The organism is Aggregatibacter kilianii (assembly GCF_003129965.1).
Taxonomy (GTDB): Bacteria; Pseudomonadota; Gammaproteobacteria; order Enterobacterales; family Pasteurellaceae; genus Aggregatibacter; species Aggregatibacter kilianii_A.
On the sequence record NZ_NRCJ01000001.1, the window covers coordinates 224,993 to 251,216 of the forward strand.

Below are 26,224 nucleotides of genomic sequence, written 5' to 3' on the forward strand. Positions count from 1 at the left end.
CTTCTCCTTTCTACTTATGCGAGGTTGTATGAACGCAAATAAACTTCCGATAACACATTCTGCCAATTTTTGGATAATTTTATCCTTAATTGCATTTTTGGTTTTACCTTCCCATGCTTTGGATTACGGCTTGTTCGACAGCACTGCCGACGAATTCTATGATGCCATGGGTTGGTCTTCTTTTGATATTACCGTTTTTTGGTTCCTGCCGGTGATTTTGTACGGTTTGTTGCCGTGGCTGAAATTACCCGTCAACACCCAAGCCAAAGCGGAACTTTACTTACTGGCAATCGCCACGCTGTTTACCTTTATTAGCGCCAGCATGTTGAAAATCAGCATGGGCTATTCGGTGATCGTTTTACTCATCGGTTACACCGCACTTGCCACGCTATCCCTTGCCAAATTGAAAATTATGCAGGGCGATAAATTCATCATCGCGTCCCTGCTTTGCATTATTTTGCTGATTTTCTTCTTTATCGTTTACCCGACATTGGCGATTTTCGTCTCCATGTTCTACGACGGCGAAACCTTTGCGCCGCAACAAGTGATGCGTATCTTGACGCAAAGCTACATTGTGCGCGTGATCAGTAACTCGCTGTTCTTATCCGGTTTTGTGGGTATTGTTTCCACGGTATTCGGTTTGGCATTTGCCCTTTATACCACCCGTATCGCGCGCCGCACGGCATTTATCGGTAAGATTTTTTCTATTTTGCCTATCGTCACGCCGCCGTTCGTGGTGGGTTTAGGGGTCACTTTAATGCTGGGTCGTTCCGGTTATGTGACCGAATTTTTATCCACTTATTTCGGTTTCACCAACCACAACTGGTTATACGGTTTTAACGGTATCGCCATTGCGCAAATTTTGGCGTTCGCACCGATTTCCTTCATGATTTTAGACGGCGCGTTAAAATCCGTGCATCCGTCCATTGAGGAGGCGTCATACACCTTGCGCGCCAACCGTTACCAAACCTTTTATAACATCATTTTTCCGTTATTGCGTCCGGCATTGGCAAACTCGTTCTTAATCGTGTTTATCCAATCCTTGGCGGACTTCAGTAACCCGTTGGTGTTGGGCGGTAGCTTCGACGTGATCGCGACGCAAATTTACTTCTACATTGCCGGCTCACAATTAGATTACGCCTCCGCCAGTACCCTCGGCTCCATGTTGCTCATCTTCTCTCTGGCGATTTTCATCATTCAATACTTGTGGATCGGCAACCGCTCTTATGTGACCGTTTCCGGTAAATCTTATCGCGGCGACGTGCAGGATCTGCCGACGGGCTTGAAATACACCATTATCTTCATGCTCGGCTTCTGGGTGATCTTCAACCTCGCCTTATACGGCAGCATTTTCTACGGTAGCTTCACCGTGAACTGGGGCGTAGATTACACCTTAACCCTGAAAAACTACGCCATGTTGTTCGGTCAAGGATTAAGTGACGGCGCATGGCCTTCTTTAATCAACACCTTAATTTACGCCGGTATCGCCGCACCGCTCACCGCCATTTTTGGCTTATTAATCGCCTACATTGTGGTACGCAAAGATTTCCAAGGGAAAAAATCTCTTGAATTCTTAACCATGCTCTGTTTTGCCGTACCGGGCACGGTCGCCGGGGTATCTTATATTCTCGCCTTTAACAATGCACCGATGTACATCACCGGCACCAGTATTATCGTGGTGATTTCTATGGTCATGCGTGACTTGCCAATCGGTATGCGGGCGGCAATTGCGGGCTTGGGGCAACTGGATAAATCCCTGGATGAAGCCTCTCTTTCCTTGAAAGGTAGCTCATGGAAAACCCTGTGGTATATCGTCCTGCCATTGTTAAAACCGGCATTGTTGTCCGCCTTGGTTACCAGCTTCGTGCGTGCCATGACCACCGTAAGCGCCATCATCTTCTTGGTCACCGCCGACACCCGCGTGGCGACGGCATACATCCTCAACCGTGTAGAAGACGGCGAATACGGCATTGCCATTGCATACGGTTCCATCTTAATCGTGGTAATGATGGCGATTATTTTATTCTTCGACTGGATTGTCGGTGACACCCGCATTTCCCGTTCTAAAGCGAAAAAAATGAATTAAGTTGTAGGTAAAAAATATGAGTAATGATTTCTTAGTATTAAAAAATGTCACCAAAGCCTTTGGTAAATCTGTCGTGATTGATGACTTGGATTTAAACATTAAACGCGGCACCATGGTGACGCTGCTTGGCCCGTCCGGTTGCGGTAAAACCACGGTTTTGCGTTTAGTGGCGGGGTTGGAAAACCCGACTTCCGGTCAAATTTTCATTGACGGCGAAGATGTCACCAAATCTTCCATTCAAAACCGCGATATTTGTATCGTGTTCCAGTCTTACGCCCTGTTCCCGCACATGAGTATCGGCGACAACGTGGGCTACGGCTTGCGTATGCAAAACGTAAGCAAGGAAGAGCGCAAACAACGTGTCAAAGAAGCCTTGGAATTGGTTGACTTGGCAGGGTTTGAAGATCGCTATGTGGACCAAATCTCCGGCGGTCAGCAACAACGTGTGGCGCTGGCGCGTGCGCTGGTATTAAAGCCGAAAGTGCTATTGTTCGATGAGCCGTTGAGTAACTTGGATGCCAACCTGCGCCGTGCCATGCGGGAAAAAATCCGTGAGTTGCAACAAAGCCTCGGGATTACCTCTCTTTATGTGACCCACGACCAAACGGAAGCCTTCGCGGTGTCCGACGAAGTTATCGTGATGAACAAAGGGAAAATCATGCAAAAAGCGCCGGCAAAAGATCTGTATCAACGCCCAAACTCGCTGTTTCTTGCCAACTTCATGGGCGAATCCAGCATTTTCCCGGCGAAATTGCAAGGCAATACGGTTAACATTGACGGCTACGAAATCACCTTAAAAGACGCCGCCCAATTTCATTTACCGGACGGCGATTGCTTGGTCGGGATTCGTCCGGAAGCGGTTTACCTGAATGAAAGCGGCAGTGAGGCACAACGCTGCACCATTAAAAGTGCGGTGTATATGGGCAATCATTGGGAAGTGGTGGCGCAATGGCACGGCAAAGATTTGCTGATTAACTGCCGCCCTGAACAGTTCAACCCGGCATCACAAGAAGCCTATGTTCAGCTTTCCGAACAAGGGGTTTTCCTGCTGAAAAAAGAATAAAAGTTAAAAATAATTGAAATTTTAACCGCACTTTGTATTCAAAAGATTAAAGTGCGGTTATTATTTACGGCGTTTTGGAAACTGCCATGGGTAATAAATTCCCCATGGTTAGGCATAGGCGTTCCCCTTTGGGGAACCGATAAAATTCAAACTTGAGGACAACATGAGCAAAAAGAAAAAAATCACATTGACCCTTGCTGCGATTATCGTTGCCATTGGTGGTGGCGCGCAGATTTATACTAATCAGCAAGTAGATCGGGTTTTACAAAAATTCCCTTATTCTTTGGATAACCAACTTAGCCTTAATGTCACCGAAACAGGTAACAACTTTTTCAGTCGTGATTTAATCTTTAGCCTTGAAAATGGCGACGGCAAACACACCGATGTGATTTCCACCAAGCTCACCGCCCTACCGTTTTTTATTACGGCGGAGTCCAAACTTTCCGATCAGTTGGTGCGTCAATTAAACAAAAATCTCAATATCACCATTGATAAAAACACTATTAACAGCAAATTTTCACCGGTGGGCGACTATCTGCAATCGGACGTGCTCACCGAATTCCGCGATTTCACCAATAAACCACAAAACCTTTCCGTTACTTTGAATTTCAATGCGGAAAATAAAAACGTGAATATTAAAACCAACTTAAGCGGATTTAATTACGATAAAAACAGTAAATTGGAACAGATTAACGGACAGCTTAAGTTTGTTCCTGTAGGCGACAATCAATATGATATTTCGTCCCTTGAATTGAATGCAAAAAATGCCGAATTGGATTTAATGAACGGCGAAAATACCAAAATTCAGCTTAAAAACGCCAAATATCAGTTTGACGTTAAAAAAGATGAAGAAGCGCAACAACGGGATTTAACCACTAAATTTAACAGTGACGCACTACGTATCGCCAACAAAGAACGTACCACGGAGGAAAACCAAACCACCATTAACGGCTTGTCGCTCAATATTGAGCAAAAAGGCGTGCAAAGTGCGGTCAATTTTGCCGATGAATTTAGAAAACAACTTGGTGATGCGCAAAGTATCAAAAATGCAGTGAGTTTTTTGGTTGCCGTGTTAACACAAAATCAGGCATTTAACGGTTCGCTTTCCGTTAAATCCGTTGAAGCGCCGAAAAATCAAAAACCTTATTTCAATTTAAACGACACGACCTTTAGCCTCAAACTGGCGAATGAAGATCTCACCAAAGCCGATATTGATCTTCAGCTCAATGTCGGCGGTATGAAACAAACACCGGAAGACCAAAGCAAACAATGGCAGGCAAAAGGCGCCAAAATTGTTTATCACTTAGAAGATTACAATTTGGAAAATGAATTGGCGTTTATCCCTTTTTATTTGGATTCCTTCGCGGTAAAAAACCCGCCGAAAGAAAACAATAAGGCATTGTTAACACTGAAAGACAAATGGGCGAAAGAATCTAGCGGCAACGGCTATTCGGAAATTACCTTACAATCTTTTAATTATGGTGACACCGCCCTTGAGTCCTTAGCAGTGAAAAGCGAAACGAAGGATGAAAACGGGCAATATATCGGCAATTCAACCTTTGCCTTGAAAAAACTGAGTCTGCCTGAAGCACAGTTGCAACTGGAAGATTTCAAAATTGACATGCCGCTTGTTTTAAAAGACTATGCAAAATTCGCCGAGTCACAGTTCTGTTCAAGTATGTACGGCATTTTATGTTATGCCTACTTCACAGAAGATACTCTCCGTAACGCCTTAGAAAATCAGTGGAAAAATCTCAATCTAACGACCAAGAATACAAGCTTGGAGGTTAATTTAAATACCTATCCCGCAACTAAGGCTTATCCCGTTAAGCTAAGCGTACAAGGCGCAATTGCGCCACAAAAAGACAGCCTAACGCAGTTAGATGTTTTCACTAAAAACACGAAAGGCACATTCAGCCTTGCGCTTGATAAGCACTTAATCGACGACACAAACGAAGCAAGCCTGAAAATCAAAAATGAATCGCCGTTCTGGCAATATCTACGCATGAGCATCAAACCGGAAGGTAAACTTTCGCCGATTTTCGCCGAAGACAAAGACAACTACGCCGTTAAACTGGAAAAAACAGATAAAGGCACGTTTATCAACGGCAAAACCGAGGAAGAAATTCAGCAGGAGATACTGAACCGGACGGAGGAAAGCGAGACTCAAGAGGAGATATCGGAGGAGGCTCAGCCGCCGCAACAGGTTGATCCTCAATCAGAGACTCAAAAACAAGACGCAGTTGAACCGAACACAACGGAAAAAACAACGAAATAAAAACGCCAAAGAAAAGAACCGCACTTCAACAAAGTGCGGTCCTTTTTTATGTTATTTTAAATCCTCGGCAATGTGCGGTTGGATTTTATTCAGGATCTCTTTTAACACACGCGGTGCAGCCGCAACAATATGGCTGCATTTCAAATAAGCATGGCCGGCGTTGAAATCACTGACGATACCGCCCGCCTCACGCACGATTAAATCGCCCGCCGCGACATCCCAAGCTTTGATACCGTATTCAAAATAACCATCAACACGGCCTGCCGCCACATAGCAAAGATCCAACGCGGCGGAGCCGGTGCGACGGAAATCCGCTACGTCTGTAATAAGGCTTTGCATCATATTGAATTGCATCGGCATGTATTTGGTTTGTTTGAACGGGAAGCCGGTAGCTAAAATCGCACCGTTTAAGTCACGTTTGTTTTCAACGCGTAAACGTAATTCGTTTAATTTTGCGCCTTCGCCGCGTACGGCAGTAAACAGTTCGTTCAAGATGGGATCATAGACCACACCCACTTCGGTGCGACCTTTGACTCGAATAGCGATGGATACGGCAAAGTGCGGTAAGCCTTTGACGAAATTAGTGGTGCCATCCAGCGGATCAATGACCCATTGTACATCATTATCGCTTCCTTCGAGCGCACCGCTTTCTTCGGTGATGATGGTATGCTCGGGATAGGATTTTTTAATGACCTCGATAATCGCCGCTTCGGAGGCTTTATCGACATTCGTCACATAATCGTTTTTACTTTTTTCCATCGTTTCGATATCGTCACGACGCTCATAGTTTTTCGCAATAATATTGCCCGCTTTTCGTGCTGCACGAATTGCGATATTTAACATTGGATTCATAGATTCCACCAGATTTTAAAGAACAGTCAGGTATGAAATTATAAGCAGTTTAGAAGGAAATAGCTATCAGAAAAATTTTTAGAATTGTTGACTAAAAGCAAGGGGTATTATGGTAGAATAGCCCGCGTTTTAAATTACATAATAAAAATAATGTTAAAGAATATTCGGATTGTTTTAATTGAAACCTCGCACAGCGGCAACATCGGTTCCGCCGCGCGGGCAATGAAAACAATGGGTTTAACGGATTTGGTGTTGGTTGCGCCGAAACAAGGCGTGGATGAGCAAGCAATCGCCCTTTCCGCCGGCGCGGAAGATGTGGTGAAAAGTGCGGTCGTTGTGAAGAGCTTTTCTCAAGCGGTCGCCGATTGCTCTTTGGTCATCGGCACCAGTGCCAGATTGCGCCATTTGCAAAATTCTCTCATTGAGCCTCGGGAATGCGGTGAAAAAGCCGTTACCCATGCAGCAAACGGAAAAGTCGCCATTGTGTTTGGTCGCGAACGCGTGGGCTTAACCAACGAAGAATTGCTCAAATGCCACTATCATGTGACCATTCCTGCCAACCCCGAATATGCCTCGCTCAATCTTGCCATGGCGGTACAACTTATCGCTTATGAAGTCAGAATGGCATATTTAGCCTATCATTCGGAATCAGCGACGAAAAATACGTCCAATGAAGGGAATATTTATCCGTCGATGCAGGAATTAGAATATTTTTTCAGCCACACGGAGCAGCTTTATCAATCACTTGGTTTCATTCAAAATCAAGGTGTTATGCAAAAGCTACGACGTTTATATAGTCGCACAGGGATAGAAAAAACAGAACTGAATATTCTGCTTGGGGTGTTAAGTGCGGTCGAAAAAAAACTAAAATCTTCACAAGGATAATAGTTGACTAAAGAAGTCAACAATGTAAAGATTTTGGCAGTAATAACTTTATTAGGAACACAAAAAGATGAAATTAACCTCCAAAGGTCGTTATGCGGTAACCGCAATTTTGGACATTGCTCTTTACGCCAATGATGGGCCGGTGAGTTTGTCTGATATTTCCGAACGACAACATATTTCCTTATCTTATTTAGAACAATTGTTTGCCAAACTGCGCCGCCAAAATCTGGTAAAAAGCGTGCGCGGGCCGGGCGGCGGTTACAAACTAGGCTTTGCGCCGAGCGAAATTTCCATCGGTATGATCATTTCCGCCGTCAATGAAAATATTGAAACCACCGGTTGTCTTGGTCGCGGCAACTGCAAAAACGGCTCCGAATGCCTGACCCATTCCTTATGGGAAAAATTAAGCCAGCGCATTGAAGATTTCTTAAATGACATTACGTTAGAAGAGTTGGTTATCCAACAAAAAGACAGACAACGTGGCGTCGCCTCTCATACAAAACATCAGGATTTTGAAAATTTAGTCGTGATGAACGGCTAACGACCGACACAATATACAAAGTGCGGTCGAAAATATGACTATTTATTTAGGAGTGAAAATGAAATTACCCATTTATTTAGATTATGCGGCAACCTGCCCGGTTGATGAGCGCGTAGCGAAAAAAATGATGGAATACCTCACCATCGACGGCGTTTTCGGCAACCCGGCTTCCCGTTCCCATAAATTCGGCTGGCAAGCGGAAGAAGCGGTTGATGTCGCGCGTAATCAAATCGCCGATTTAATCGGTGCCGATTCTCGCGAAATCGTGTTTACCTCCGGCGCCACGGAATCCGACAACCTCGCCATCAAAGGCGCAGCGCATTTTTACCAAACCAAGGGTAAGCACATTATCACTTGCAAAACCGAACACAAAGCCGTGCTTGATACCTGCCGTCAATTAGAACGCGAAGGTTTTGAAGTCACTTATTTGGAACCGGAGTCCGACGGTTTAATCGACTTGGAAAAATTCAAAGCGGCGTTGCGTCCGGATACGATTTTAGCCTCCATCATGCACGTCAATAACGAAATCGGCGTGATTCAGGACATCAAAGCCCTCGGCGAATTATGCCGTGCTAACAAAACCATTTTCCATGTAGACGCCACCCAAAGCGTAGGTAAAGTGGACATCAACCTTGCCGAATTGCCGGTGGATTTAATGTCCATGTCCAGCCACAAATTATACGGGCCGAAAGGCATCGGTGCCTTATATGTTCGCCGTAAACCGCGCATTCGTTTAGAGGCCATCATTCACGGCGGCGGTCATGAGCGCGGCATGCGTTCCGGTACATTACCGGTGCACCAAATCGTCGGCATGGGCGAAGCCTATCGTATTGCCAAAGAAGAAATGGCAACGGAAATTCCGCGCATTAAAGCCTTGCGCGATTGCCTGTACAACGGCCTAAAAGACATTGAAGAAACCTATGTGAACGGCTCTATGGAACATCGCGTCGCCAACAACCTCAACATCAGTTTCAACTATGTGGAAGGTGAATCCTTGATGATGGCATTGCGTGACATCGCGGTCTCTTCCGGCTCCGCCTGTACCTCCGCCAGCCTTGAGCCGTCTTATGTATTGCGCGCTTTAGGTCGTAACGACGAATTGGCACACAGTTCCATCCGTTTCACCTTAGGTCGTTTCACCACCGAAGAAGAAATCGACTACACCATCAGCCTGATGAAAGGCGCGGTGGAAAAATTACGCGCCTTATCCCCGCTTTGGGATATGTTCAAAGAAGGCATCGACTTAAACACCATTGAGTGGTCAGCCCACTAATTCGACGGGCGATGGAATCCGCCCGATAAGCTCATTATTTTAGGAAAGGAACAGAAAAATGGCATACAGCGACAAAGTTATCGATCATTATGAAAACCCGCGTAACGTGGGTTCTATGGACAAAAAAGACAGTGCCGTCGGCACCGGCATGGTGGGCGCACCGGCATGCGGCGATGTCATGCAATTACAAATCCGCGTGAACGACGACGGCATTATTGAAGACGCCAAATTCAAAACTTACGGCTGCGGCTCCGCCATCGCCTCCAGCTCCTTAATCACCGAATGGGTGAAAGGCAAATCCTTGGAAGAAGCGGGCGCCATCAAAAACAGCCAAATCGCCGAAGAACTGGAATTACCGCCGGTAAAAGTGCACTGCTCTATTTTAGCGGAAGACGCCATTAAAGCCGCCATCGCCGATTACAAAGCGAAAAAAGGTTCTTAATACGATAAAAGTGCGGTCGTTTTTCCGAGTGTTTTTTAAAACGCCGTGAAAATCCACCGCACTTATCCGTTATAAAATAATAAAAATGACCACAGAAAAGAAATTTGCCATTGCTGCGGTGTTGATCGGTATTTTGGTTCCGCTGATTTATACCGTCTATGTCACACCGTCATTTTTTGGCGAATTAGAATTAACCTTTCTGAATTTACTGTATTACTGGGGTTGTCTGTTTGTTGCGACCATTTTTTATACACGGGTTCGTGCTGCGGCGGTAACCGGTTCGGCGTTAGCGATCACAGCGCTTTTCATGCTTTTCGCTTATTGGTCAGTCACTAGCGGCGATCCTAAAGGCGGATCGGCAATGTGGGCAATTTATCTTGTATGGAGTCTTGCTGCCGGTTTCGTTTCTATTTTTCCGGCACTATTTAAGCCGCAATTTATTCAAAAATCTTGGCTACATGCGACAATTTGCAGCGTATTATTGACTTATTCGTCTTTTATCGTTGGTCTTGTAGGATTTAAGTTATTTGATCAATAAAAACGACTGCACGTTTACTTAGAAATATCAGAGGAATGATTATGTCAGTCACATTAACCGAAAGCGCGGCAAATCGCGTGAAAACATTTTTAGAAAAACGTGGGAAAGGGATCGGATTACGTTTAGGTATCAAAACCTCCGGCTGTTCCGGCTTATCCTATATGCTGGAATTTGTGGACACGTTAAACGAAGACGATCAGGTGTTTGAGCAACATGGCGTGAAAGTCATCGTGGACACCAAAAGTCTGGTTTATTTAGACGGCACTCAACTGGATTTCGCCAAAGAAGGCTTAAACGAAGGTTTTAAATTCGCCAACCCGAACGTGAAAGACGAATGCGGTTGCGGTGAAAGTTTTAACGTGTAATCGAGACAATGATGAACAATCCTTTTGCTTTATTTGATTTACCCGTTGCGTTTCAGGTGGATTCCGCATTATTAAACGAACGTTATCTGGCGTTACAAAAATCCCTTCATCCGGATAATTTTTCCGCCGCGTCCGCTCAAGACCAACGTCTTGCCATGCAAAAATCGGCGGAAATTAACGATGCCTTGCGAATTTTAAAGGATCCCATCGCACGCGCCGACAGTATTATCAACATTAACACCGGTGAAACAGAAAACGTAGAAGAAAAAAGCACGCACGATGTGAGCTTTTTAATGCAGCAACTGGAATGGCGGGAAACGCTGGAAAATATCGAAAATAACAAAAACAGCGACGAACTGACCGCATTCGGCAAAGAGATTGCCCAAACCCGCAACGGCATTTTAACGGAATTATCCACCGCACTTGATGAGCAACAATGGCAAACGGCGCGGGCGATTACGGATAAACTCCGGTTTATTCAAAAACTCCAAGCCGAAATTGAGCGGGTTGAAGAACATTTATTGGATCTATAATAAAGAATATCGAGATATTACATGGCATTACTTCAAATTGCAGAGCCCGGTCAAAGCGCCGCACCGCACCAACATAAATTAGCGGTAGGCATCGATCTCGGCACCACCAATTCCCTCATCGCCTCCGTGCGTAACGGTCACAGCGAAATTTTATCCGATCAACAAGATCGACCGCTGTTGCCGTCCGTCGTGCATTTCAGTGCCGATGACAACATTATTGTGGGCTATGAAGCTGCCGAACTTGCGGCACAAGATCCGCAAAATACCGTAATTTCCGTCAAACGTTTAATCGGTCGCAGTTTGGCGGACATTCAACAACGTTATCCGAATTTACCTTATCAATTTATCGCCAGCGAAAACGGTTTGCCTTTATTGCAAACGGCACAAGGCACCCGAAGCCCCATTGAAATCTCCGCAGAAATACTGAAAAAATTGACCGCACTTGGCGAACAACGCTTAGGCGGAAGTTTGGTTGGCGCAGTAATTACCGTGCCCGCCTATTTTGACGACGCACAACGCCAAAGCACCAAAGACGCGGCGAAACTTGCCGGTTTAAATGTACTGCGTTTACTCAACGAGCCCACCGCCGCAGCCATCGCTTACGGCTTGGACAGCGGACAAGAAGGCGTAATCGCAGTGTATGACTTAGGCGGCGGCACCTTTGATATTTCCATTTTGCGCCTTTCCCGTGGCGTATTTGAAGTGCTGGCGACCGGCGGTGACACCGCATTGGGAGGCGATGATTTCGATTTATTATTAGCGGATTGGATTATCGAACAATCAGCGGTAAAACCGGAAAACGACAGCCAATACCGTGAGCTTATCGAGTTAGCCAATCAAATTAAGCTAAAACTCACCAATACAACAGAAGCGCCAATTCATTACCGTAACTGGCTCGGCAACATTACCCGCGAGCAATTTAACGAACTGATTCAGCCGTTGGTGAAACGCTCCTTGTTAGCCTGCCGCCGCGCCTTAAAAGATGCCGGTGTGGAAGCGGAAGAGGTGCATGAAGTGGTGATGGTGGGCGGTTCCACCCGCGTGCCTTATGTGCGTGAACAAGTGGGCGAATTTTTCCAAAAACAACCGCTAACGTCTATCGATCCTGATAAAGTCGTCGCACTTGGCGCAGCCATTCAAGCGGATATTCTCGCCGGCAACAAACCGGATTCCGATTTATTATTATTGGACGTCATCCCGCTCTCCCTCGGCATTGAAACCATGGGTGGCTTGGTGGAAAAAATCATTCCGCGTAACACCACCATTCCCGTGGCGCGCGCGCAGGAATTTACCACCTTCAAAGACGGACAAACCGCCATGTCGGTACACATTGTGCAAGGGGAACGGGAAATGGTCGCCGACTGTCGCTCCCTCGCCCGTTTCACCTTGCGCGGCATTCCGCCGATGGCCGCCGGCGCGGCGCACGTTCGTGTCACCTATCAAGTGGATGCAGACGGTTTATTAAGCGTCACCGCCATGGAAAAAACCACCGGCGTGCAATCCTCCATTCAGGTGAAACCCTCTTACGGTTTAACGGACGATGAAATCGCCAATATGTTAAAAGCCTCCATGGAAAACGCCAAAGAAGACATTCAGGCTCGCTTATTGGCGGAACAACGGGTAGAAGCGGAACGCGTACTGGAAAGCGTACGCTCGGCGCTTGCGCAGGATTACGATTTATTAGATGACGACGAATTAAGTGCGGTCAAAAACGCGATTATTTCGTTGGAACAGTTAAAACAACAGGACGATTCCCTTGCCATTAAACAAGGGATCAAAGCATTAGATCTGGCAACCCAGGATTTTGCCGCACGCCGCATGGATAAATCCATTCGAGCCGCCTTAGCGGGGCAATCCGTTGAAGATATTGTAGGAAAGTAAGGAAGTTTAGTATGCCAAAAGTGATTTTTTTACCCAATGAAGAATTTTGCCCGGAAGGCATGGTGGTTGACGCCGCCGCCGGTGACAATTTATTAGACGTCGCCCATAACGCCGGGGTGGAAATCCACCACGCCTGCGACGGTTCCTGCGCCTGCACCACCTGTCATGTGGTAGTGCGTGAAGGCGGCGATTCTTTAAACGAACCGAGCGATCAGGAAGAAGATATGTTAGACAAAGCCTGGGGCTTGGAAATGGACAGCCGTTTATCCTGCCAATGTATCATCGGCGACGAAGACTTGGTGGTGGAAATCCCGAAATATAACATCAATCACGCAAACGAGGCGGCACATTAATGAAATGGAGCGACACCCAGCAAATTGCCGAAGCCTTGTATGACAATAATCCGGAACTGGATCCGAAAACCGTGCGCTTTACCGATCTGCACCGTTGGATTTGTGAACTGGAGGATTTCGACGACGATCCGCAAAAATCTAACGAACCGATTTTAGAAGCCATTTTGCTGAAGTGGTTGGAAGAGTACGAGTAGAAATTCGCTCGGGAAAACAACCGCACTTTGTCTATACGTAGGGGCGGGTCCTGTGCCCGCCCTAATTTCAACAGGATGCCATGGGCGGGCACAGGACCCGCCCCTACATTTTATAATATCTACTTCACCTGCATTCCCGCCGTCACGCCTTCGTCGGCAGACAACAAGAATAAATCGGCACCGCCGGTTCCCGCACTCAAAATCATGCCTTCGGACACACCGAATTTCATTTTACGCGGAGCAAGGTTCGCCACCATAATCACAAAGCGACCTTCCAGTTCTTCCGGTTTGTCATAAGCGGCTTTAATGCCGGAGAACACTTGGCGTGTGTGATCGCCTAAATCCAATTCAAAGCGCAATAATTTGTTGGATTCCGGCACGGCTTCGCATTTCAATACTTTCGCTACGCGTAAATCCAATTTCGCGAAATCATCAATGGTGATGGTTTCGGCAATAGGCTCAACGCCACCCGCAGATTCACTTGAATTTTTATTCATAAGCTCACTCGTTCGCTTATTCACCCCTGAAGGGGCCGTTGGCGAAGCCAACGTTGAAAAAGCGTTGCTTTTTTTAACCGCACTTTTTGTGGCAGGCGCAGCGTTTACTTGTGCATTTTCCGCTTTAGACGCCTCAATCATGGCTTCGATTTGTTTGGCCTCTAAGCGGGAGAATAAGGCTTTGAATGGTGCGATTTGGTGGTTTAACAACGGCTGCGCTAAATTTGCCCAAGTTAATTCCGATTGCAGGAAAGCTTCCGCCCGCTCCGCCAGTTTCGGTAATACCGGTTTTAAATAGCCCATGAGCACGCGGAATAACTGAATCCCCATAGAACACACTGCTTGCAGTTCCGCCTCTTTGCCTTCTTCTTTTGCAATCACCCAAGGGGCTTTGTCGTCGATGTATTTATTGGCTTTATCGGTTAATGCCATGATTTCGCGAATAGCTTTGCCGAATTCACGATTTTCATAATAGGCGGCGATTTGCGCCGATTGTGCGGTAAATTCGTCGAATAAAGTTTGATCGTCTAACGTCGCCGCCAATTTGCCGTCAAAACGTTTTTGGATAAAGCCGGCGTTGCGGGAAGCCAAATTCACCAGTTTATTCACCAAATCCGTATTCACGCGTTGCACGAAATCGTCCAAATTCAAATCCAAATCGTCAATACGATTGCCCAGTTTTGCCGCATAGTAATAACGTAAACATTCCGGATCCAGGTGTTTCAAATAGGTTGCCGCCTGAATGAACGTGCCTCGGGATTTCGACATTTTTTCACCGTTCACCGTTACATAACCGTGCACGAAGATGTTGCTCGGTTTGCGCAACTCTGCGCCTTCCAACATTGCCGGCCAGAATAGGCTGTGGAAATACATGATGTCTTTGCCGATGAAGTGATACAGTTCCGCATCGCTGTCTTTGCGCCAGAAACTGTCGAAATCAATGTGGCTTTCGCGTTTGCACAGATTCTTGAAAGACGCCATGTAGCCGATAGGCGCGTCCAGCCAGACATAGAAATATTTGCCTTCCGCATTCGGGATTTGGAAGCCGAAATACGGTGCGTCACGGGAAATATCCCATTGTTGCAGACCGGCTTCAAACCATTCCTGCATTTTGTTAACCACTTCCGATTGCAAGGCGCCGGCGCCCAACCAATTTTTCAACATGCCTTCAAAACTTGGCAAATCAAAGAAGAAATGCTCGGAATCTTTCATCACCGGTGTGGCACCGGACACGACGGAACGCGGATTAATCAGTTCCGTCGGGCTGTAGGTTGCCGCGCACACTTCACAGTTGTCGCCGTATTGGTCGGGCGATTTACATTTCGGGCAAGTGCCTTTCACGAAACGATCAGGCAGGAACATACCTTTTTCCGGGTCGTATAATTGAGAGATCGTGCGGCTTTTAATAAAACCGTTGGCTTTTAATTTATGGTAAATGGCTTCCGACAACTCGCGATTTTCTTCGCTGTGGGTGGAATGGTAATTATCAAAACTGATGTTAAAACCGGCAAAATCCGCCATGTGTTTTTGACGCACGTCGTCGATTAATTGCTCCGGCGTAATGCCCATTTGGTCAGCTTTTAACATAATCGGCGTGCCGTGGGCGTCATCGGCGCACACAAAGTGAATTTCGTTGCCGCGCATTCTTTGAAAACGCACCCAAATATCCGCTTGGATGTGCTCAAGCATGTGACCCAAATGAATCGGACCGTTGGCATACGGCAAAGCACAGGTAACTAAAATTTTACGCTTGGAATTCGACATAATATTGACCTTAAAAATTCGTAGGAAACGGAGAAAAAATTGGCGCTTATGTTACCTTATTGAGGGTATTTTTTCTAGTTTAATCATGGTTTAGGCATTTTTAACTTAACAGATAAAAGCAGGCGTGATTAAATATAGCCAACGAATTTACCACATTAGAAAGGACGGCATTATGGCGACGTTATTTTCAGACAATTTAACGGAACAACAAAAGGAACACATTGTTCGGTTATTCAAAGATTTTCAACACCCTACCCTACAAAAAGATCTCATTTTCCTTAACACATTGAAAAAAGTTGAAAAAGGTGGCGACACCTTGCGCATTGAGCTTACCATGCCCTTTGCTTGGAACACCGCCTTTGCAGAACTAAAAACCGCCTTGACCGAGCCGTTAAAACAGGCGGCGGGCGCGGAAAACGTGAAATGGCAGCTTAACTACCAAATCGCCACCCTCAAACGCGCCAACAATCACCCGGCGGTGAAAGGCGTGAAAAACATTATCGCCGTGAGCTCCGGCAAGGGCGGCGTGGGCAAATCCACCATTTCCGTAAACCTTGCCATCGCCCTGCAACAACAAGGCGCACGCGTGGGGATTTTAGACGCGGATATTTACGGCCCGTCCATTCCGCATATGCTCGGCGCGCCGCACCAACGCCCGACTTCGCCCGATAACAAACACATCACACCAATCCAAGCGCACGGGTTATACGCCAACTCCATCGGCTTTTTGATGGACGAAGACAACGCCACCATTTGGCGCGGCCCAATGGCAAGTAGCGCGTTAAGTCAATTATTGCAGGAAACGCTGTGGCCTGATTTGGATTATCTTGTGATCGATATGCCTCCGGGCACCGGTGACATCCAACTCACCCTGTCCCAACAAATTCCGGTAACGGGCGCCGTTGTCGTCACCACACCGCAAGACATCGCTTTACTGGACGCGGTGAAAGGTATCGCCATGTTTGAACGGGTTTCCGTGCCGGTGTTGGGCATTGTGGAAAATATGTCCATGCACATTTGCAGCAACTGCGGTCATCAAGAAGCCATTTTCGGCACCGGCGGCGCCGCACGCATTGCGGATAAATACAACATCAAAGTATTAGGTCAACAACCGCTGCACATCCGCCTGCGTCAAGACTTGGATCGCGGCGAACCCACCGTCATCGCCGCCCCGGATAGCGAAATCGCCCACAGTTTCCTGCAACTGGCGGAAAAAGTGGCAAGCGAACTTTACTGGCAAGGCTCCGTGATCCCGAGCGAAATTATGTTCCGTGAAGTGAATTAAAAATCAGGATGGAAAAATAAAAAGTGCGGTTGGTTTGAAAAACGTTTTTTAAACCGACCGCACTTTTGGTATCACCCCATTATCAATGGAGAATTTTCGTAGGGACAGACTTTATGTCTTTCCCATAATCATGATGGCGCGCGTTTCCCAACGCGTGCCTTTTAACATCAATAGACTACAAGCACACGCTGTGAAGCTGACGCTATCAAGAGTGAACACACATTTCTTTTTATCTCACAGAATATCTTAAAATTGTTTTCAACTTAGCTTCCGCTGTTTTGTTTTTATTACTTAAATATATTTCTCTATGAGAACAATTAGTTCTAACCAATCCCAACTCCTTTGTTAATTCATTCATTTTTTCAAAAGAAATAGGTTCATTATCATAGCTTCCGACATGTAATATTTGAATTGCTTTACCATCATTTATACAACCAAAATTTATCTCATCATATAACGCGTTTAGCTTTTTCTTTTGAATGTTCTCAAGTGCATTTATAAATATTTCCTGTGTAATAAAATCAGGCTGCTTAATCATAAGTGTATATTTCAGCTTATCTTTATCTAACACTTCCCCTTCAGCTTTTTCCCAAATACCTTCTAACGGATACACCGAAAAATCTTTAATGACATCATCAGATTCATTTTTCATAATGGATTTGAATAGCATTTTAATTGAATAAGCAAGTGAATACAGAGCTGATACTCTGTCTGAAAAATCTGCTTCATTAGGATTACCTGAGCCCTGTATCATGATAAAGTTTTGGCTCGGCACAGCGATAAGTTCAGGTTTTTGTTTCACACCATAAAGATTTTTCTCAATTTTTTTCCATTCGTACTTCATTTTACTTTTCTCCTCTGTAACTTTACTGACGTCATTATAGGAGAGAAAACTTGACACCATTTGTCATGTTTTATATTTTTCTGCTATTTTATTTGCTACTTCTTTAATCCTGATTCGAATCTCTTCAGGTTCTAATATTTCTGCACTGTCTCCAAATGAAAATATATAGCTATAGAGTGTATAGTCACTGGGCATTTCTATTTCTGTGTATAAATTCCCTTCATCATCTTCCGTAATCTCTTCATGAATTTCATCATACACTCTAAATGCAACATTACGCTCAAACTTCACTTTTATGCGTACCCTGTCATCAGATTTTATGTCTTTTTTCAGATTTATATCATTAAAATTGTCTTCAAAATGTAATGATAGTATTTCTAAATTTTTAATTCGTGAAAGCTTGAAATATCGAAAATCATTTCTTAGTAAACAAAAAGCATATAAATACCAATCTTGACCTTTGAATAGTAAGCGGACAGGCTTTACTGTTCGGTATAATTTTTCTTGATTAGTACCGAAGTATAAAAAAGAAATAATATTTCTATTTAAAATAGCAGACTTTAATGCATTAAAGGTTTTCTCATATATCTCGCTGTTTTGCCAATTATTGAAATCAATTTCTATCCAATTTTGATTTTTTATCTTGAAAAGCGCGGATAACTTCGTTAGCAGCTCATCTTCATATAATTTACTTGTATTCTCAAAACTCTGAAGAGCTGCCATTATTTGTGTTTTTTCATTTTGGCTCAGTAAAGATTTGCTTAAAATAAACTCTTGAGCAATCTCTATTCCACCACCTTTCCCTTGAATAGCATAGATTGGAATACCGGCGCTACTTATAGAATCTATATCTCTATAAATCGTTCTAATTGATACCTCAAATTTATCTGCAAGTTCATGTGCTGTAACTTTGCCTTTTTCTAAGATGTAATACAGCATCCTAAATAGTCTGGTATCTTTCATAGCAAGAATATTTCTCCATCGCTGGTGTGCCTTTCCCGACGCGTGCCCTGTTTAAAATTCAGCACGCGTCGGGAGACGCGCGCTATCCGCTATCAAAGTGCGGTCATCTTTCCAAACGTTTTTCACTTGTCCCCGTTCGTCTTCCGAATCACCGCCTCTAATAAACCTTTCGTATCTTTCTGGATTGTTTCGCTTTTCAGGCTTTTGGCATCTTCACCCCAAATGGATAGTGCCGCGCCGGCGATGTCATGGGCGTTTTGCACGCGGTTTTGCGTATTCTGTCCGTCCCACACGCCAAGATCCCAATTGGTTAAAAGGTCTTTTGTGGCAAACGCGGTGTCTTGCGGCAAGGTGGAGGAGGCTTTCGGGTTGATGTAAAGATAATAAGAATTGTAGTTCAACACGGTAAAGCCTTTTGCCAGTAATTCCGGTAGGCTGACGCGCATATCACGGCGCTTGGTGGCTTCGCGCTTGTCTTGCGTGTCGCCGTCATAGCTCCAATAGGTGATTTCAATGTTCGGGTTGAGTCGCTCAAAGGTGCTTTTAATTAAGCCGTCGTTCCACATTCGGGTTTTCCGCCCTTTTTGCGCTAAAAAATCGGACAGTCGGTTGGCATAGGTAATAAATTCATGATTACTCTCCTCATCATAACCAAATTCATCACCGCCGATATGAACGTGCTTGCTGTCACCAAAGGTTTCAATCACTTCGTCAAACAGCGATTCCATGAACGCAATGCTGTCGGGATTGGTAATACTAATTTCGTCCTCCGCCTGCGGAGATTTCAGACTTTGCAAGTACAGCTCGCCTCTTTCTTTTTGTAACAGCTTAAAAATCGCCGTCATGTGATTCGGGCTGTCCAGTTCTGGAACCAGCTCAATGCCCTTGGTCTTGGCATAGGCTTTGATGTCGTCAAGCTGCTGATAGGTCAGGAAAGGTTTGTTGGTATAAGGATTAATGTAGATCCCGTCTTTACCCTGCACGGCATTTTCCGCCCGTTGATTGAGCAAACGGCTTTCTATGGCGTAGTTTTCATGATCGGAAAAATGCAAATGCAAAAATGTGCCGCCGGAAAGGCTGATGGTGTCAATAAAGGATTTGATCACCTCCGGCGGATAAAAATGGCGGGCGATGTCGAGCATTAAACCGCTTTGTTTGGCGCTTGTTTTTTGCGTGACGTTAATTTCCGCACAACAAGTTAAGGCGCCAAGCAGCCCTAAGGATAAAATAAAGAAAAGGATTTTTTTCATTTTTGTCATGGTGATCAATTATTGTTAAAGGCACGCGTTGGGAAACGCGCGCCATCGTTTATCGTTGAAGGAATACAAAAAACATCGCAAAAAATGACCGCACTTTTTAATCAAGACGGTCATTGAAGGTATTACACAAGCTCACCAAGCGACATTTCCGTCTATGTAATGACAACAAAAAAGCCATTCTGTTTTCACAAAATGGCTTTTACGCTTAAATATTAATGATCACAAATTTCATCACTTACGAAGAAATAAGCGATTTCGCGGGCGGCGCTTTCCGGGCTGTCGGAGCCGTGCACGGAGTTTTCCCGTTGGCTTAAGGCAAAATCGCGACGAATCGTGCCTTCGGCGGCGGTTTCCGGGTTGGTGCTGCCGATCAACGTGCGGTAATCCTGCACGGCGTTTTCTTTTTCCAGCACACTGACGAACACCGGCGCGGACGTCATGTATTCTACCAAAGGCGCAAAAAACGGTTTGCCCTGATGTTCGGCGTAAAAACCTTCTGCTTGCTCTTGGGTGAAATGCACCATTTTTGCGGCGATCACTTTAAAGCCTTGCTGTTCAAACCGCGCCAAAATCGCGCCGATTAAGTTGCGTTTCACCGCGTCCGGTTTAATGATGGATAAGGTTCGTTGTAAGCTCATTTATGTCCTCTTATGCTTGATTGGCTTTAGCTAATAACAAATTGGCAAGGGTTTGCACACCGATGCCGGTGGCGCCGGTCGCCCATAAATCGCTCGGGCTTTTGCGATAAGTGGCGGAGCAATCGATATGTAGCCAATGTTGTTGATAATTTTTCACGAAATAGGATAAAAATGCCGTGGCGGTACTGGCGCCTGCGCCCACGGGAACCGTGCCCGTATTGGCGATGTCGGCGAAGGCGGTTTTAATTTGTCCGCGATGGAACTCGGCGAACGGCAAGCGCCAGAAAGGCTCCTGCTCTTGTTCGGCGGAACGGAATAAATCGGCGACCAAGGCATCATCCATCGATAATACACTATGATAATCGTTGCCCACCGCCACTTTCGCCGCGCCCGTTAAGGTGGCGCAGTCCACGATAAATTGCGGTTGTTGCGCGTCGGCGTCGATTAAACCGTCCGCCAACACCAAGCGCCCTTCCGCGTCAGTGTTGAGAATTTCCACGGTCACGCCGTTGCGATATTGAATAATGTCGCCCAATTTGAAGGCGCGGCTGCTGACCAAGTTTTCCGCGCAGCAAAGGAATAATTTCACCCGTTGATGTAACCCGCTCAAAATCGCCAAGCCCAAGGCGCCCGTCAATAACGCCGCGCCGCCCATGTCGGTACGCATGGTGCTCATGCCGTCGCTCGGTTTAATGCTGTAACCGCCGCTATCGAAAGTAATCCCTTTGCCCACCAAACACGCCAACACCGGTGCGTCCGCGTTGCCCGTCGGGTTGAAATCCAACTGCAACATCGCCGGCAGATTTTGCGAGCCTTTGCCCACCTGCCATAAGCCGTGATAGCCGCGTTCAAGCAGTTCCTCACGAGAAACGATGGAAAAACCGACCGCACTTTGTTTGCCCTGTTGCTCCGCCGTTTGACCGATAAACTTCGCGGCGCGTTGGGCAAGCTCTTCCGGGGTTAAAATGGCGGCAGGTAAGTTAATGATTTCACGCACGAAATCACTGCATTGAATGCGATGATTCAATTCTTGTTGTGCTTGTTCGGATAAAGTCGGAAAGTGAAGTTTAAAACGCTTTTTGGCGTTGTAAAAACCTTGATAAAACGCCCAACAGCTTTCCAATTGCCAATGTTCTCCGCTTAGAGAAACATCGGAAATGCCCTGATTTTGTAATTTGCGGGCGGCTTTTTGCACAGAAGTGCGGTCGGAAAAATCGGTTAAATGAATCGTGGCTTTATCTTCGTTGAAACTAATTAATGCTTTTTCGCCCCATGCGGCGGACGCCGGTTGGTTCGAAAGCCAAATTTGCATAGACATAATGTCTCCCTTTGGAATGGATGATAATCGTTTGTAATATATCAGTTTTAACGGCATTTCTCACCATCAATCAAAGAAAAAACCGATTCCTGCGGGCTTCCTGTTTAAAAAACTTTCTTGCCATCAACAAAAACGGTATAATCCGCACCGACTTTTTGTACAAGATTCCGCCAACGGAAGCCGGCGGAAAAACGATTAATTATTTTAGAGGATCAAATGGCAAAAGAAGATTCCATTGAAATGCAGGGTACAATTTTAGAAACCTTGCCAAACACCATGTTTCGCGTTGAGTTGGAAAACGGTCATGTGGTAACCGCTCACATTTCCGGCAAAATGCGCAAAAACTACATTCGTATTTTAACCGGTGATAAAGTCACCGTGGAAATGACCCCTTACGATTTAAGCAAAGGCCGCATCGTTTTCCGCAGCCGTTAATTTCAGGTTTAATAGCACAAAAAAACACCGGATAACTTCCGGTGTTTTTGTTTTTAGCGTTTAGTCTTTTCTCACCTTTCTTAGCATCACCCGCTGAAGCCACATACCTACAAAATGCAGCAAGAAAAATACCGCACTTAAAACATATAACGGCACATCGCCAAACACGCTATATGGCGTTTTGCCTGTTGTCGGCGCGATGTTATGGCTTAACGTCGTTTCCACAAATTGCGGCGCCTGCGCCACGATCTTGCCCTGCGCGTCAATAAATGCCGTCACGCCGGTATTGGTGGCGCGAATCACCGGCTTGCCGAACTCCAGCGCACGCATTTGCGCCATTTGCAAATGTTGCCACGGGCCGATGGAATTGCCGAACCAGGCATCGTTGGAAACGGTAACGATAAAATCGCTGTTTGTCGTGAGATTTTGTTGTAACTGCGCGCCGAGAATAATCTCGTAACAAATCGCCGCCGTGAAATTCAGTTTTTTCGCCTTTAACGGTTGTTGCACCGCCTCGCCGCTTTGGAAGGCGGACATCGGCAAATTAAACACCGAGCCGAGCGGGCGCAGAATACTTTCCAACGGCACATATTCGCCGAAAGGCACGAGATGATGTTTGCTATAACGATTGGCGGTTTGCATATGGTAAGGTGCGCTTTTATCACCTAAAACGACAATAGAGTTCAGCAATTTGCCGACGCCTTCGTCCTGATAAATCGTCCCTATCATCACTTCCGTACCGGCTTTTTCCGCCAACGATTGCAGAGATTGGAAAAACGGCTGAATGTCATTTTCATAGATCGGAAACGCTGCTTCCGGCAGGATAATCAAATCCGTTTTGCCCAGATTCGCGCCGATTAATCGTCCGTAATTTTCCATGGTTTGATATAAATAATTCGGATCCCATTTCAGATTTTGCTCGATATTGCCTTGCACCAACGTCACATTCAGGGCTTTTTCGGGATTTTCTTTCACGTAGTTAATTTGCGAGGTATAAGCCGCAACGCTGCCGATGACCGCCAAAATCAGCGCATTTGCCACAGCGACATTGACTTTTCTCGGCGGATTCAGCAACGCAGAAACGCCGTTAAAAACGACCACACTTATGAACATTACGAAGAAGGTTAAGCCCGTGACACCGAAGATCGGCGCAATGCCGACAAAAGGGCTGTCCATTTGCGTATAGCCGAATTGCAACCAAGGAAAACCGGTAAAAATCCAACCGCGTAGGAATTCGGTAAAAGTCCACAACACGGGGAAAAGCACCGCCCGTTGCACCTGCAAACGGCGCACTAAATAGGCGAACAGAAGCGGATACAAAGACAAATACGCCGCCAGCAAGACCACCAGAAAATAGCTCACCGCCAAAGGCGCACCGCCGAATTGGTGAATGCTGACGTGCAACCAGTTCACACCAAAGGTGAAAAAGCTCAAGCCCCATAAAAAGGCGGACAAAAGTGCGGTGGATTTTTGCGGCGTTTTCACCACCCAAATCAAACCGAACAGGGAAACGTAGGACAACGCCCAATAATTAAAGGGCGCAAAGGCGAAAACGCCGATAATGCCGGAAATGATGGCGATGAGATAAGTTAAGTATTTGTTCATAAAAGGGATGGCGAGCGTTTCGCGACGCAAACTCCTAATTTTTCGTTATTTAATGAAAGAAACGGCACGCGTCGGGAGACGCGCGCCATCGTTAAGCTTTCCCTAAAAAGAGATATTTGAGGTGCGCATTGGAAAATGCACGCCGTCAATAAATCTATTCTGCAACCGCTTCCTCTTTCTCCATCTCCGGCAAATGCTCGTCCGGGACGGTGACGCGGAGTTGGATAATACGGCGGCTGTCGGCGGAGGTGACTTTAAACTGTAAATTTTCCAATGTGATTTCTTCGCCGCGTTTCGGCAAATAACCGAATGCCTGCATCACCAAACCGCCGATGGTGTCTACTTCTTCGTCAGCGAATCGGGTATTAAATTGTTGATTGAAATCTTCAATGTCGGTTAATGCCCGCACGGCGTAAGTGTGGCGTGAAAGTTGACGAATATCCGCCACCTCTTCTTCATCAAATTCGTCTTCAATGTCTCCGACGATCTGTTCCAACACATCTTCAATGGTCACCAAGCCCGACACCGCGCCGAATTCATCCACCACAATCGCCATGTGGAAGCGTTCGGAACGGAAGTCTTTCAACATTCTGTCCACGCGCTTGCTTTCCGGCACGATCATCGTCGGGCGAATCATGTTCAACAGATTAAATTCTTCCGCATTGGCGCGCAGGTATTTCAACAAATCCTTGGCATGCAAAATCCCCACGATATTATCGCGATCGTCAGCGTCGGCAATCACCGGGAAACGGGAGTGGGCGGACTCGATGATGGTATCCAAACAGGAATCCAAATCCTGATCGGTTTCGATGAACACGATTTGAGAGCGCGGGATCATAATGTCACGCACGCGCAATTCGGCGATTTCCATCACGCCTTCAATCATTTCACGGGTATTTTGGTCGATTAAATCGTTTTGTTCGGAATCTCGGATCACTTCCACTAAATCGTCGCGATTTTTAAGCTCGCCTTGAAAGAAACGTCCGAAAAGGGATTGGAAGAAAGATTTTTTAGTAACTTCAGCTTGGTTGGTCGAGTGTTCTTCGTTCATAAAATTAAAAATATTACCGTCGGATTGACAGGCGAAAAGTATCATATTTGCCGTGAAAGCGCAAAAGGAAGCGCAAAGTGCGGTCGTTTTTTTCCGTGAATTTTGTGTTGCGTCACAAAATCCGCCTTAAAAAAGAAAATCAAAATAAAATTGAGCAAAATCAACAATACTCCTTTTGTGTTAGCAAAAACGGTTAAACTCAAGTAAAATACGCCCACTTTTTTCGTTTTTTATCGGAGGGCAAAATGCAGTTTGAGCGAATCGCAACGTCGCACAAAGATCTTGGCGCCATCCGAGCCTTTTTAGCCAAAAACGAACTGGGGCTGGATGCGCAAATCGAGTATTTCATCGTGGGCTACGACGAAAATCAAAACATCGTCGTCTGCGGAGGATTGGCGGGCAACATCATCAAATGCGTCGCCATCGACGAATCCCAACGCGGCAACGGTGTCGCCTTGCAGCTTGGTACCGAATTAGTCAATCTCGCCTACGAACTCAATCGTCCTCACCTCTTTATTTACACCAAACCCGAATACGAAAAACTCTTCAACGCCTGTGGCTTCTACACTATCTCCGATGCTTATCCTTATGTCGTGCTGCTGGAAAACAGCGCCACCCGCCTACAAAAACAATGCGAAAAATGGCGCGCCATGCGGGTGCCGGGGAAACACATCGGCGCTATCGTCATGAATGCCAACCCGTTCACCTTGGGGCATCGGTATTTGATCGAACAGGCGTTGCAACAGTGCGATCATTTGCATTTATTTGCCGTAGGCGAAGATGCCTCGCAGTTTTCTTATGAAGCACGTTTTTCACTTATCCGACAAGGCATTGCCGATTTAAATAATATTACTCTTCATTCCGGCTCCGATTACATTATTTCCCGAGCTACCTTTCCCGATTATTTCCTAAAAGACCAAAAAGTTACCGACGACAGCTATTTTGCCGTAGATTTAAAATTATTCCGCCGTTATATCGCTCCCGCACTGGGCATCAACCGACGCTTTGTGGGCACCGAACCGACCTGCGCCGTCACGGCGGAATACAACCGCCAAATGTTCCACTGGCTGATGGAAGCCGACATGGATGCACCGAACATCGAGGTCATCGAAATTCCGCGTAAGACCGTGAACGGGCAAGCCATTTCCGCTTCTCTCGTCAGAAAATTGCTCGTTGAAAAAAATTGGACGGCATTGGCGGATTTGGTACCGACCACGACGTTGGATTATTTGCAAAAGTGCGGTCGTTTTTGAGGGCGTTTTAGCAATTCTTTCCTTCCCC

Annotated in this window: 25 protein-coding genes; 16 read left to right on the plus strand and 9 right to left on the minus strand. The window is 45.9% G+C overall.

The features are described from left to right. The first annotated feature begins 28 nt into the window (after nt 1-28). The 3 genes from DK430_RS00980 to DK430_RS00990 all read left to right on the plus strand — a co-directional run bounded on the left by DK430_RS00980 (nt 29) and on the right by DK430_RS00990 (nt 5,427). Nucleotides 29-2,086 carry an ABC transporter permease gene (locus DK430_RS00980; protein ID WP_162616793.1) on the plus strand — a complete coding sequence of 686 codons (2,058 nt, stop codon included), beginning with the start codon at nt 29-31 and terminating at the stop codon, nt 2,084-2,086. 16 nt (nt 2,087-2,102) lie between these two features. Continuing rightward, a complete protein-coding gene (gene fbpC, locus DK430_RS00985; protein ID WP_109077253.1) occupies nt 2,103-3,149 on the plus strand; it encodes a ferric ABC transporter ATP-binding protein in 1,047 nt (348 codons plus the stop codon). A gap of 163 nt (nt 3,150-3,312) precedes the next feature. Then, nucleotides 3,313-5,427, plus strand: coding sequence for a YdgA family protein (locus DK430_RS00990; RefSeq protein WP_109077254.1), 2,115 nt, complete (start codon nt 3,313-3,315; stop codon nt 5,425-5,427). A 51-nt stretch (nt 5,428-5,478) separates the two neighbouring features. On the opposite strand, the gene suhB is transcribed toward DK430_RS00990, so the two are convergent. Next, a complete protein-coding gene (suhB, locus tag DK430_RS00995) occupies nt 5,479-6,279 on the minus strand; it encodes an inositol-1-monophosphatase (RefSeq protein WP_109077255.1) in 801 nt (266 codons plus the stop codon). Nucleotides 6,280-6,429: 150 nt separating this feature from the next. Between suhB and trmJ the strand changes: the two genes are divergently transcribed. The 10 genes from trmJ (at nt 6,430) to iscX (ending at nt 13,284) form a co-directional block, all read left to right on the plus strand. Beyond that, the gene (gene trmJ / locus DK430_RS01000; RefSeq protein WP_109077256.1) at nt 6,430-7,164 is read left to right on the plus strand and encodes a tRNA (cytosine(32)/uridine(32)-2'-O)-methyltransferase TrmJ; all 735 of its coding nucleotides are present in this window, start codon (nt 6,430-6,432) and stop codon (nt 7,162-7,164) included. Between the two features lie 67 nt (nt 7,165-7,231). After that, nucleotides 7,232-7,705, plus strand: a complete 474-nt coding sequence (iscR, locus tag DK430_RS01005; protein WP_109077257.1) for a Fe-S cluster assembly transcriptional regulator IscR — start codon at nt 7,232-7,234, stop codon at nt 7,703-7,705. A gap of 58 nt (nt 7,706-7,763) precedes the next feature. Next, complete coding sequence (locus DK430_RS01010; RefSeq protein WP_109077258.1) at nt 7,764-8,978, plus strand: IscS subfamily cysteine desulfurase; 1,215 nt, start codon at nt 7,764-7,766, stop codon at nt 8,976-8,978. Between the two features lie 58 nt (nt 8,979-9,036). Continuing rightward, nucleotides 9,037-9,420, plus strand: a complete 384-nt coding sequence (gene iscU, locus DK430_RS01015; RefSeq protein ID WP_109077259.1) for a Fe-S cluster assembly scaffold IscU — start codon at nt 9,037-9,039, stop codon at nt 9,418-9,420. 85 nt (nt 9,421-9,505) lie between these two features. Continuing rightward, on the plus strand, nt 9,506-9,958 hold the full coding sequence (locus DK430_RS01020) for a hypothetical protein (protein WP_109077260.1): 453 nt from the start codon (nt 9,506-9,508) through the stop codon (nt 9,956-9,958). Nucleotides 9,959-9,999: 41 nt separating this feature from the next. After that, on the plus strand, nt 10,000-10,323 hold the full coding sequence (gene iscA, locus DK430_RS01025) for an iron-sulfur cluster assembly protein IscA (RefSeq protein WP_109077261.1): 324 nt from the start codon (nt 10,000-10,002) through the stop codon (nt 10,321-10,323). Between the two features lie 11 nt (nt 10,324-10,334). Continuing rightward, entirely contained in the window at nt 10,335-10,856 is a 522-nt protein-coding gene (gene hscB / locus DK430_RS01030; RefSeq protein ID WP_109077262.1) for a Fe-S protein assembly co-chaperone HscB, read from the plus strand. A 21-nt stretch (nt 10,857-10,877) separates the two neighbouring features. Next, nucleotides 10,878-12,737 carry a Fe-S protein assembly chaperone HscA gene (gene hscA, locus DK430_RS01035; protein WP_109077263.1) on the plus strand — a complete coding sequence of 620 codons (1,860 nt, stop codon included), beginning with the start codon at nt 10,878-10,880 and terminating at the stop codon, nt 12,735-12,737. An 11-nt stretch (nt 12,738-12,748) separates the two neighbouring features. Next, nucleotides 12,749-13,090 (plus strand): ISC system 2Fe-2S type ferredoxin, encoded by a 342-nt coding sequence (fdx, locus tag DK430_RS01040; RefSeq protein WP_109077264.1) that lies wholly within the window; start codon nt 12,749-12,751, stop codon nt 13,088-13,090. Beyond that, nucleotides 13,090-13,284, plus strand: coding sequence for a Fe-S cluster assembly protein IscX (gene iscX / locus DK430_RS01045; protein WP_109077265.1), 195 nt, complete (start codon nt 13,090-13,092; stop codon nt 13,282-13,284). Before fdx ends, iscX begins: the two co-directional genes overlap by 1 nt. Nucleotides 13,285-13,403: 119 nt before the next feature. Here the strand turns inward: iscX and metG are convergent, their stop codons facing one another. Then, nucleotides 13,404-15,545, minus strand: coding sequence for a methionine--tRNA ligase (metG, locus tag DK430_RS01050; RefSeq protein ID WP_109077266.1), 2,142 nt, complete (start codon nt 15,543-15,545; stop codon nt 13,404-13,406). A gap of 172 nt (nt 15,546-15,717) precedes the next feature. On the opposite strand from metG, the gene apbC reads away from it, so the two are divergent. Further along, nucleotides 15,718-16,830 (plus strand): iron-sulfur cluster carrier protein ApbC, encoded by a 1,113-nt coding sequence (gene apbC / locus DK430_RS01055; protein ID WP_109077267.1) that lies wholly within the window; start codon nt 15,718-15,720, stop codon nt 16,828-16,830. A 229-nt stretch (nt 16,831-17,059) separates the two neighbouring features. On the opposite strand, the gene DK430_RS01060 is transcribed toward apbC, so the two are convergent. From DK430_RS01060 to pepB, 5 genes are all read right to left on the minus strand, one after another. Continuing rightward, nucleotides 17,060-17,674, minus strand: coding sequence for a GyrI-like domain-containing protein (locus DK430_RS01060; protein WP_109077268.1), 615 nt, complete (start codon nt 17,672-17,674; stop codon nt 17,060-17,062). Between the two features lie 63 nt (nt 17,675-17,737). Further along, nucleotides 17,738-18,637: a helix-turn-helix transcriptional regulator gene (locus tag DK430_RS01065; RefSeq protein WP_109077269.1), complete on the minus strand. Its 900-nt coding sequence runs from the start codon at nt 18,635-18,637 to the stop codon at nt 17,738-17,740. Between the two features lie 122 nt (nt 18,638-18,759). Next, nucleotides 18,760-19,887: a family 20 glycosylhydrolase gene (locus DK430_RS01070; RefSeq protein ID WP_429696954.1), complete on the minus strand. Its 1,128-nt coding sequence runs from the start codon at nt 19,885-19,887 to the stop codon at nt 18,760-18,762. A gap of 221 nt (nt 19,888-20,108) precedes the next feature. Then, complete coding sequence (ndk, locus tag DK430_RS01075) at nt 20,109-20,534, minus strand: nucleoside-diphosphate kinase (protein WP_109077271.1); 426 nt, start codon at nt 20,532-20,534, stop codon at nt 20,109-20,111. Nucleotides 20,535-20,544: 10 nt separating this feature from the next. After that, nucleotides 20,545-21,846, minus strand: a complete 1,302-nt coding sequence (pepB, locus tag DK430_RS01080) for an aminopeptidase PepB (protein WP_479745921.1) — start codon at nt 21,844-21,846, stop codon at nt 20,545-20,547. Between the two features lie 222 nt (nt 21,847-22,068). Between pepB and infA the strand changes: the two genes are divergently transcribed. Continuing rightward, nucleotides 22,069-22,287 carry a translation initiation factor IF-1 gene (gene infA / locus DK430_RS01085; RefSeq protein WP_013746899.1) on the plus strand — a complete coding sequence of 73 codons (219 nt, stop codon included), beginning with the start codon at nt 22,069-22,071 and terminating at the stop codon, nt 22,285-22,287. Nucleotides 22,288-22,347: 60 nt separating this feature from the next. Here infA and lnt read toward each other — a convergent pair whose 3' ends face one another. Together lnt and corC are read right to left on the minus strand one after the other, a co-directional pair. After that, nucleotides 22,348-23,892 (minus strand): apolipoprotein N-acyltransferase, encoded by a 1,545-nt coding sequence (lnt, locus tag DK430_RS01090; RefSeq protein WP_109077273.1) that lies wholly within the window; start codon nt 23,890-23,892, stop codon nt 22,348-22,350. 154 nt (nt 23,893-24,046) lie between these two features. Then, nucleotides 24,047-24,943 (minus strand): CNNM family magnesium/cobalt transport protein CorC, encoded by an 897-nt coding sequence (corC, locus tag DK430_RS01095; RefSeq protein ID WP_109077339.1) that lies wholly within the window; start codon nt 24,941-24,943, stop codon nt 24,047-24,049. Nucleotides 24,944-25,188: 245 nt separating this feature from the next. Between corC and citC the strand changes: the two genes are divergently transcribed. Next, the gene (citC, locus tag DK430_RS01100) at nt 25,189-26,196 is read left to right on the plus strand and encodes a [citrate (pro-3S)-lyase] ligase (RefSeq protein ID WP_109077274.1); all 1,008 of its coding nucleotides are present in this window, start codon (nt 25,189-25,191) and stop codon (nt 26,194-26,196) included. Nucleotides 26,197-26,224: the final 28 nt, after the last annotated feature.